Annotated in this window: 6 protein-coding genes; 2 read left to right on the plus strand and 4 right to left on the minus strand. The window is 73.7% G+C overall.

Annotated elements, in window-relative coordinates; translation table 11 throughout:
* Positions 1-51 precede the first annotated feature (51 nt).
* From ACFU7Z_RS29240 to ACFU7Z_RS29255, 4 genes are all read right to left on the minus strand, one after another.
* A complete protein-coding gene (locus ACFU7Z_RS29240; RefSeq protein ID WP_380780733.1) occupies positions 52-1,329 on the minus strand; it encodes an alpha/beta hydrolase family protein in 1,278 nt (425 codons plus the stop codon).
* Positions 1,330-1,495: 166 nt separating this feature from the next.
* Positions 1,496-2,545 (minus strand): SGNH/GDSL hydrolase family protein, encoded by a 1,050-nt coding sequence (locus ACFU7Z_RS29245; protein ID WP_380780735.1) that lies wholly within the window; start codon positions 2,543-2,545, stop codon positions 1,496-1,498.
* A 229-nt stretch (positions 2,546-2,774) separates the two neighbouring features.
* The gene (locus tag ACFU7Z_RS29250) at positions 2,775-4,658 is read right to left on the minus strand and encodes a sensor histidine kinase (protein ID WP_380780737.1); all 1,884 of its coding nucleotides are present in this window, start codon (positions 4,656-4,658) and stop codon (positions 2,775-2,777) included.
* Complete coding sequence (locus tag ACFU7Z_RS29255) at positions 4,648-5,397, minus strand: response regulator transcription factor (RefSeq protein WP_380780739.1); 750 nt, start codon at positions 5,395-5,397, stop codon at positions 4,648-4,650. The genes ACFU7Z_RS29250 and ACFU7Z_RS29255 overlap by 11 nt, the downstream gene beginning before the upstream one ends.
* 142 nt (positions 5,398-5,539) lie before the next feature.
* On the opposite strand from ACFU7Z_RS29255, the gene ACFU7Z_RS29260 reads away from it, so the two are divergent.
* Together ACFU7Z_RS29260 and ACFU7Z_RS29265 are read left to right on the plus strand one after the other, a co-directional pair.
* On the plus strand, positions 5,540-6,481 hold the full coding sequence (locus ACFU7Z_RS29260; RefSeq protein ID WP_380780741.1) for a M20/M25/M40 family metallo-hydrolase: 942 nt from the start codon (positions 5,540-5,542) through the stop codon (positions 6,479-6,481).
* 26 nt (positions 6,482-6,507) lie between these two features.
* Positions 6,508-7,941 (plus strand): M1 family metallopeptidase, encoded by a 1,434-nt coding sequence (locus ACFU7Z_RS29265; protein ID WP_380780743.1) that lies wholly within the window; start codon positions 6,508-6,510, stop codon positions 7,939-7,941.
* Positions 7,942-9,191 lie beyond the last annotated feature (1,250 nt).

The raw sequence follows: 9,191 nt of genomic DNA on the forward strand, positions 1-9,191 counted from the left end.
GCGCTACGGGAGGCGCTCTGACCGGCCCGCCCCCGACACCCGGGGCGGCCGCTACCGCTCGTAGACCATCTCGGGGAAGCGCGGCGACGGGCCGTCCAGGAGGTGGTCGTCGTGGCCGCGCAGCCAGCGGTCGAAGAACGACGCGACGTACGAGCGGGTGGCCGACACCGCGCGGTCCGGGGGAACGTCGCCGACGGCGCCGGTCAGGTCCGTCCCGCTGATCGCGCCCTGGCGGGCGAGCTGGGGCAGCAGGGACTGCGCGTCGGTGTAGGAGCCGTGGCGGGAGCCGGTGAGGGTCACGTCGGCGTGCCAGCCGGTGCTGTGCCGCCACAGGGCGTCCCAGCCGGGCTGCCGGTGGTAGCTGCCGGATTCGGGGTCCTGGGTGCCCATGAGCAGGAAGGGCCGGGTGAGGCCGTCCTCGGCGGCGGTGGGCAGGGGCAGTTGGACCCCGGAGCCGTCCGGGTTGGAGAAGTGCAGCTGGCCGTCGAGGTTGACGCCGGCCTTGAGGCGCGGATCGTCGTGCATGGTCTGGAGGGCCGCGGAGCCGCCGCCGGAGTGGCCGACCATGCCGATCCGGTCGAGGTCGAGGGAGGCGGCGAGGCCGGCCGGCAGCCGCTCGTCGTGGCGCAGCCCGTCGAGCCGGTCCAGGACGGAGCGGGTGTCGTCGACCCGGCTCTGCAGCATCCTGCGCAGGAGGGCGCTCATGTCGAGGCCGGGCTGGGCCAGCAGCGCGGGGAAGACGGAGGTGGCGAGGTCCCCGTCGGGGAAGGCGACCTCGGAGGCCTCGTAGGTGTGGTCGACGGTGACGACGACGTAGCCGCGCGAGGCGAGGTCCTCCACCAGGCCGGTGCCCCAGGTGCGCGGGTCCCCGAAGCCCGCCGAGTACAGCACGACGGGCCGCTTGCCACCGGGGAGGGCGGGCGCGTCGGCGCGGGCGTGGGTGCGGATGCCCGCCCAGTCGGTGCGGCCGGGCTCGAACCGGTAGTCGCCCTGGCCGACGCTCCCGTCGCTGCCGAAGTGCTCGGCGGCGGCGGGGACCATGTACGGCGCGCGGTCGTCGCCGGTGGCGGCCCGGGTGGTCGGGTACCAGAGGCTGATCATCAGCTTGCGGTGCTGCCCGGGCTTCCAGGGATCGTCCCGGCGGTCGTCCGTCAGCTGCAGGGACGTCGTGCCGACCGGGTACGGCCCGGTGGGCTGCGGCAGCCAGGCCCTGGCCTGCTGCCCGGCGCCCGGCCCCGGCGCCGCCACCGCGCCCGGTGCGCCGACCACACCCAACGTCACCGTCGCCGCCAGCAGCACCGCCGCCACGGCCCGTCCTCGCCCGCTCATCGTCGCTTCCCCCTCGTTCGGTTTCCGTCGTCGCTTTCGACACGGGCGACGGTACGGGCGAGGCGGGGCGGACGCCGTCATACAGAGGTGCCAACTCCGCTGTGCTACCCCGGTATGACGGTTTCCGGTGCCACCGGTACGTCCAGCCCCTCGGGTCGAGTGCCCCTTACCGGCCGAGGATCGCCTTGACCTTGTCGGCGACCTGCGTCGCCTGGATGTCGCGGCCCTTCTCATTGGGGTGCAGGTACCACGGGAGCGTCGTGTCGCCGAGCTTGACCAGGGAGGGCTCCAGCAGGCCGCCGATGCCCCGGTCGGCGCCGTCGCACGCCGTGTTGCCGCCGGTGTGGCCGTAGAGGTCCACGAAGTCGGCGCCGCCCTCGGCATCGGCGACGGCCTTCTTCATGACGTCGTCCAGCCGCTTCTGGATCTGGTCCAGGACCGGCAGGGCGTCCTGCGGGATGTCGGCGAACGGCAGCTCGGTCTGACCGGGTGCCGCGGTCCGGCACTTGGCGGTGTCCGCGGGCACGAGCCTCGGGTAGCCGACCAGGACGCGCTTCGCGTCGGGGGAGAAGTAGCCGATGCGGTCGAGCAGTTCCTCCAGCTCCCACCCGACTTCCTCGAACTGCCGGTCCAGCCACTGCTTTCCGTCTCCGGACGTGAAGAACTCGCCGCACGTCGCGGCCGGCACGTCCTCGTCCACCGGTGTTCCCGGCAGCAGGACCCCCTCATTGCCGCGGAGCTTGGCGGAACACTGCTTTAGGATGCGGTTGAAGCCCACCGTGTTGCCGCCCAGGCTGCCCATGACCAACTGGGTGTCGGGTTTGAGCGCGTCCTGCTGCGGCGGGACCTCGCCGAGGTTGAAGGGCAGCTCCTGCTTCTCCCAGAAGTGACGGACGAGGGCCCCTCCGCAGGAGACGTCCGACTGGACGTCGAGCGTGACGCCCTTGTCCGCGAGGCGCCTGGTGGCGACGGCGGGGTAGTTCTCCTTCGCCTGGAAGCAGAAGACCTGTGGGCTGTCCTCGTGGTTCAGGGGGGCGATGCCGTAGTTGGCGGTGTAGGAGTCGCCGAAGAAGACGGTCGGTACGGGGACGGTGGACGCCGCGCCGGCGCTGCCCGCCGGACCGGCGAGCGCCAGGCAGCTGCCCAGCGCGGCCGCGGCGGCGACCAGCCGCCGTACCACTGGAGTTCCCGTCGTCTTGCGCGTGGCCGAAGGCATGGCTGTGCCCTTTCATCGGAGCCGAGGTGAAGGAAGCGGAACGATCCGTATTCATTCACACGCGGAGCGCGATGGTCCGGTGGACGCCGGCCGCAACCGGGTGTGTTCCCGCATCACCCCCTGGCGTGCGTCCGTCGAGCCTGGTCAACCAGGGGAGGCGCGGTCGTCGGGTCCGAAGGCGATCGTCACCCGGAAGGCGGAACTCGCCTCCCGCCACCCGGGCGGGGCGTCAAGCGGGACGGCCGGTGACCTCGGAGACCGTGCCGTTGCCCGTCCCTGACGCCGTGCGGGGGAGGCGTACGGTGAACACCGAGCCGGTGCCGGGGGTGCTGGCCGCGTGGACGGCGCCGCCGTGGAGTTCGGCGAGTTTGCGGACGATGGCGAGGCCGAGGCCGCTGCCGCCGCTCTGGCGGTTGCGGGACTTCTCGGCCCGCCAGAACCGTTCGAAGACCAGCGGCAGGTCCGCCGGGGCGATGCCGTTGCCGGTGTCGGCGACCTCGATGAGCAGGGCGTGGGCCTCCGGCCGGGTCCGCAGGGTGACGGTGCCGCCCGCCGGGGTGTGGCGGACGGCGTTGGCCACCAGGTTGCCGACCATCTGGCGCAGGCGCACCGGGTCGGCGGACAGCTCGTACCGGGCCGTGGCGGTGTCCGTGTCGACGACCAGGGTCACGCCCGATGCCTGCGCCAGGGCGCCGTGCGCGGTGGCGGCCTGGGCGAGCAGGTCCTCGGCGTCCACCGGCTCGCGGTGCAGGGCGAGTTCGCCGGCGTCGGCGGCGGCCAGGTCCCGCAGGTCGTCGATCAGGTGCTGGAGCAGCAGGGCCTCCTCCAGCAGCGAACTCGTCAGGGCGCCGTCGGCGGTGACGACGCCGTCCTCGACGGCCTCCAGCCAGCCGCGGATGTTGCTCAGCGGGGTTCGCAGCTCGTGCGCGATGTCGCCCACCATCGCGCGGCGCAGCTCCTCCAGCTGTTCGCGGCGCTCCGCCATGGCGTTGAAGGCGGCGGCGAGTCCGGCGATCTCGTCCCGGCCGGTCGCGGTCACCCGGGCGGAGAGGTCCCCGTCGGCCATCCGCCGGGCGGCCCGGGTGAGGGCGTTCAGCGGCCGGGAGAGCCGCAGTCCGACCGCGGTGGTGATCGCCACGGTGACGGCCAGCACCAGCGCGGCGACCTCGACGACCCGGCCGCGGTGGGGTGCGGACAGGACGGGGGCCGGCTCCGCCGTGCCGGAGGGCGCGCCGACGAACAGCAGCACGGGCGGAGCCACGTACCGGACGAGCTGCTGGCGACGGGAGTTGGCGAGGCAGGCGGAGACCACCTGGTCCTGCTCCCGGTCGCGGGACGGGGTCCACCGCAGCGACAGGGACAGCTGGACGGGCCGGATCCGCTGGCGCTCCAGGCAGGCGTTGACCAGCCCGGTGAGGTCGGCGAGAGCGGCGCTCTCGGTTCCGGTCGGGGCGTCCAGCACCTGCGGCGACGCGCAGCGCACACCCGACGCCGCTTGGCCGCCGGGGACGTTCACCACGGGGTGCCCGGCGGCGTCGTCGGTGACGGTCGCCTCGACGCCCAGGGCCGACCGCAGGCAGTCGGCGCGGTCCCGGGCGGCCTCCTCCATGGCGGCGCGCTCGGCGGCCGTCATCCGGAACGGGCCCACGGCGCGGGCGTCGATCCGGTCGGCGGGGGCGTCGGGCAGCATCGCGAGGTCGACCGAGAGCGGGTCGACGGTGGTGGTGGGCGTACGGGGCAGGTTCGTTCGGCCGGCGGCGGTCTCCGGGGCGGCGGTGGCCGAGGGGGCCGCGGTGGGTGTGGCCGCCGCCGAGTCGATGACCGGTTCGAAGCGCGGCGTGGCCAGCAGGATGCGCTGCCCGGTGTCGGCGGCCAGCCTCCGGACGGTCGGCTCCGCGCCCGTCCAGTCGGGGTGGGTCGCGGCGTAGCCGAGCAGTTCGTGGTAGATCCGGACCTGGTCCGCGAGGACCTGGTGCTGCTCCTGCCGGATCGCGCCCGTCGTGGTGCGGGCCGTCAGCCAGGCCGTCGCGGCGATGGAGCAGAGGGAGACCAGGGCGGAGAGGGCGAGCAGCCGGAGCAGCAGCGTCCGGCGGGGAGGGGCGTCACGACGCACCGTGCGGCTCCTCGGCGAGCTTGTAGCCGATGCCGTAGACCGTCAGGAGCCGGGTGGGGCGCCGTGGTTGGGGCTCGATCTTGCGGCGCAGGTTCATCACGTGGGTGTCGACGGTGCGGGTGGTGATGTACCGGTCGATGCCGTGCAGGTGCTCCAGCAGCTGGGCGCGGGTGAAGACCCGGCCGGGCTGGGCGGCCAGCACCTCCAGCAGCCGGAACTCGCCGGGGGTGCAGCTGACGGGCCGTCCGTCGGCGGTGATCTCGTGGCGCAGCGGGTCGACGGTGAGGGCCCCGGCGGTCAGCACGCCCGGCGGCGGCGCGGTCGGCGTGGCCGGGGGCGTGGCGGAGTCCAGGGGCAGGGACTGGGGGAGGGGCCGGGAGCCGCGGCGCAGCAGGGCGCGGACCCGGGCGACGAGTTCCCGGGGGCTGTACGGCTTGGTGAGGTAGTCGTCGGCGCCGAGGTCGAGGCCGAGCAACAGGTCCTCCTCGGTGGTGCGGGCGGTCAGCATCAGCACCGGGACGGCGGATTCGACGCGCAGGGCGCGGCAGACGTCGAGCCCGTCCATGACGGGCATCATCACGTCGAGGACCAGGAGTTGGGTCGGCCCTCGGCGGGCCTCCTCCAGCGCGGAGCGGCCGTCGTGGACGACGACGACGTGATGACCCTCCCGCTCCAGGTACAGCCGGACCAGGTCCGCCTGCTTGGGATCGTCCTCGGCAACCACGACGTGTGCGCACATGACCATGATCGTAAAGCGCCGTCGGAGGGCACCCCCACCGGTTCGGGACGGCCTCCCGACAAGTTCCTGACATCTCCGGACCAGGGTGGGGGAATCCGCCGGGGCACGTGCCCCGGACCCTGCTGCGAAAGGCGCCCGCCTGATGCCCTCCTCCCGTCCGGTGTCCCTCACCGCCCGCGCCCTCGGGGCGGCCCTGCTGCTCTCCACCGTCCCCGCCGTCGCGGCGACGGCCGCCACCCAGGGGCCGACCCCCGCCGCCGCCACGGCCGTTCCCGCCGCCGCGCCGACCGTCACGGCGGCGGAGGTGATGCCGCACCTCCAGGCCCTGCAACGGATCGCGGACCACAACGGCGGCAACCGCGCGCACGGCACCCGGGGGTACGCGGAGTCGGTGGCGTACGTGAAGCGGGCGCTGGACCGGGCCGGCTTCCAGACGCAGCTGCGCCGCTTCTCCCACGACGGCAAGGACGGCTACAACCTGATCGCCGACTGGCCGGGCGGCGACCCGGACCACGTGCTGCTCTCCGGCGCCCACCTGGACAGCGTCCCGATGGGCCCGGGGATCAACGACAACGGCTCCGGCTCGGCGGCCGTCCTGACCACCGCCCTCCAGGTCGCCAAGGCCGGGCTGAAGCCCGAGCGGCACCTGCGCTTCGCCTGGTGGGGAGCCGAGGAGGCGGGCCTGGTCGGCTCGGCGGACTACGTCAAGAACCTGTCCGAGGGTGACCGCAAGGCCATCGACCTGTACCTCAACCTCGACCAGGCGGGCAGCAAGAACCTCCAGCAGTACCTCGTGGTGAAGGACGAGAAGAACGGCGGGGCCGCGGCCTTCAAGGCCTTCGAGAACTGGTTCGGCAGCCGGGGCTTCGCCACCTTCGACATCCCGCTGGACAGCTCCGACACCGAGTCGTTCGGGAAGGCCGGCATCCCGACGTCCGGCTTCAGCAGCGGCGTCTCGGACTGCCTCCACAGCGCGTGCGACGACCTCGCCAACGTCGACCCGGCGACGCAGGCGACCAGCACCAACGCGCTGATCGGCGTGGTGTGGCAGTACGCCGCCTCCGCTGCCACGGCCCGACCCTGATTCCCCGTCGTCTCCAGGAGCCACAGATGCGCGCACCACTGAGCCACCACCGCCGCAAGGCCGCCACCCTGGTCGCGGCCGCCACCGCCCTCGGCGTCGCCCTGACCGCGGCCCCCGCGGGAGCGGCCGGCATCGGGGACCCGTACTTCCCCGAGGACGGCAACACCGGCTACGACGTGGCGAACTACGACGTCCGGATCGCCTACGACCCGGCGCACCCCGAGCGGTTGGACGGCGACACCACCGTCACCGCCCGGGCCCTGCGCCCCCTCGACCGCCTCTCCCTGGACCTGAAGGGCTTCCAGGTCGCCTCGGTCACCGTGAACGGCGCCCCGGCCAGGTCGTTCTCCCGCTCCGGCGAGCACAAGCTGGACATCGAGCCCGCCCGCCGGGTGGCCGGCGGCGCCACCTTCGCCGTACGGGTCGTGTACGCGGGCAAGCCCGACCCCGAGGGCTGGCACCAGCTGGTGTCCGGCGGCGTCAACGCGATGGGAGAGCCGCACGGCGCGACCTCCTGGTTCCCGTCCAACGACCACCCGTCCGACAAGGCCACCTTCTCGCTCACCGCGACCGTCCCCGACGGCTGGACGGCCATCGGCAACGGCCGGCCCGGCCCGACCACCGGCAAGGACGGCTCGACGACCTTCCGCTGGCGCGAGGACAAGCCGATGGCGACGTACCTCAGCACCGTCGCCATCGACAGGTTCACCGTCCACCGCTCGGAACTGCCCGACGGGACACCGGTCATCACCGCCTACGGCCCGGACGTGCCGATCGACGACGTGGCCAAGGCGACCGAGGCCCAGCAGCCGGAGATCATCGCCTTCCTGGCCTCCAGGTTCGGCCCGTACCCGTTCTCCTCCGCGGGCGCCATCGTCCGCAGCTGGACCAAGGAGTCGGGTACCGGCGCGCCGGACCTGGAGACCCAGAGCCGGCCCACCTACACCAACTACTTCTGGGACGCCGCCGCGGTCCACGAGATCTCCCACCAGTGGTTCGGCGACAGCGTCTCGTTCACCGACTGGCGCGACGGCTGCATCGCCGAATGCGTCGCCCAGTACGCCAACCAGCTGTGGGACGAACACCAGGGCAGCGACCTCGACACCGGCTTCTACGCCCCCACCGTCCAGGAGAACCGGAACAAGCCGGAGTTCTGGTCCACCAAGCTGTACGACCCGGGCCAGGGCAAGGAACTCGCCCCGGCCCTCTACTTCAAGGGCTCGCTGATGATGCACGCCCTGCGGCGCACCGTCGGGGACGACGCGTTCTTCGGCACCCTCAAGCGCTGGACCGCCGACCACGCCTACGGCAACGCCTCCTTCCCCCAGTTCGAGGCCCTCGCCGCGAAGGTCTCCGGCAAGGACCTCAAGGGCTTCTTCGACGCCTGGGCCCACGGCACGACGATCCCCCCGCAGCAGTACCTCTACCCCGGCTCCCTGGCCCCGCTGGCCGGCCGGTAGGAGCCCGCTGACAACCGTGCCCGCAGAGGGGCTGTCCCGCTCGGGGACAGCCCCTCCCGCGATTTGCGGCAGCCTGCTCCGGGCCGTCGGCGACGCCGAGGCCGGCACCTTCACGAGCATGGCTCCCTCGTTCGGGTGAAGTCGATCGAACACTCCTCTGCGGCCGAACGGAGTAGGGCATACCGCGGGTGACGGCGATGCCGGGTGCGTCAACTCCCGTGCGTGTCCGTGATGTCGTCGCGTGAGAGGGGAGTGGCTCATGGCGGTGCAGGACGGGCGGGGCGGGCGAGCGGTGTGCGGGGCGTCGGCCGGCCGGTCGCGCCGGATCGCGGGCTGGCGCTCGGTGGCGGTCACCAGCGCGTTGACGCTCGCCGGGGTTTCGTTGGGCCTGCCGGCGCCGGAGGCGGTCGCGGCCTCGGGCCAGCAGAGCTTCACGCGCTCCGGAAGGTTCACCGTGCCCGCGGGCGTCACCCAGGTCACGGCCTACGCGTGGGGCCCGGGCGGGGCGGGCGGGGCCGCCGGTGGCGGTGCCGGTGGCGGAGGGGGCGGTGGCGGAGGAGGCCTGTCCCTCGCCACGAACGACCGGGCCGGCGGTGGCGGCGGCGGAGGAGGGGCGGGAGGGGCCGGCGGGGGCGGTGGTGGTGGGGGCGCCGCGGGTTCCTACGTACAGTGCACGCTCACCGTCAATCCGGGTTCCGTTCTGGAAATCGTGGTGGGGAAGTCGCGGGCGGTCGGCTCTCCCGGCAGGGGCGGAGCGGGCGGGCCGGGCGGGGCGACCGGCGGAACCCTGGGAAGCGGCGATGCGGGCGTCGCGGGCGCGTCGGGCGGCAGCGTGCCCGCTGTCACGACGGCCCGAGGCGAGTCGACGTACCTCGTACGGCCCAGCGACAGTCCTCTCTTTCCCGCTGTCGCCGCCGCGTACGGAACCCCGGGCGGCACCGCCAAGGCGGGTGTTGGGGCACGCGGTGGTACAGGGGGAGGTTCCGGTCGTGGTGGTAAACCCGCCGGGCTGGGAGGCCTGGGCGGGGGCGGAGGGCTGGGCGGCACCGCGGGGCCCGGCGGGTCGGGCGCCGGCGGGGCTCCCGTGTCGGGCGGCGCGCGCTGCGCGGGAAGCGATGTCCGGACGGTCGCCCCCGGAAAGGGGGCCCCGGGAACAGCCGGCTTGGCGGGGCAGCCCGGTGTCACCGGGGGGCCCGGCGCCATCAGGCACGGCGGCAAGGGAGAGATCGGTGGCGCCGCTGGTGGGGGCG

It is taken from the genome of Kitasatospora sp. NPDC057518 (assembly GCF_042802075.1).
Taxonomy (GTDB): Bacteria; Actinomycetota; Actinomycetes; order Streptomycetales; family Streptomycetaceae; genus Kitasatospora.

What these genes read in the sequence shown, in the direction of transcription:
- ACFU7Z_RS29240 (WP_380780733.1), bottom strand. Translation starts at nt 1,329, where the DNA reads ATGAGCGGGCGAGGACGGGCCGTGGCGGCGGTGCTGCTGGCGGCGACG.
- ACFU7Z_RS29245 (WP_380780735.1), bottom strand. Translation starts at nt 2,545, where the DNA reads ATGCCTTCGGCCACGCGCAAGACGACGGGAACTCCAGTGGTACGGCGG.
- ACFU7Z_RS29255 (WP_380780739.1), bottom strand. Translation starts at nt 5,397, where the DNA reads ATGTGCGCACACGTCGTGGTTGCCGAGGACGATCCCAAGCAGGCGGAC.
- ACFU7Z_RS29260 (WP_380780741.1), top strand. Translation starts at nt 5,540, where the DNA reads ATGCCCTCCTCCCGTCCGGTGTCCCTCACCGCCCGCGCCCTCGGGGCG.
- ACFU7Z_RS29265 (WP_380780743.1), top strand. Translation starts at nt 6,508, where the DNA reads ATGCGCGCACCACTGAGCCACCACCGCCGCAAGGCCGCCACCCTGGTC.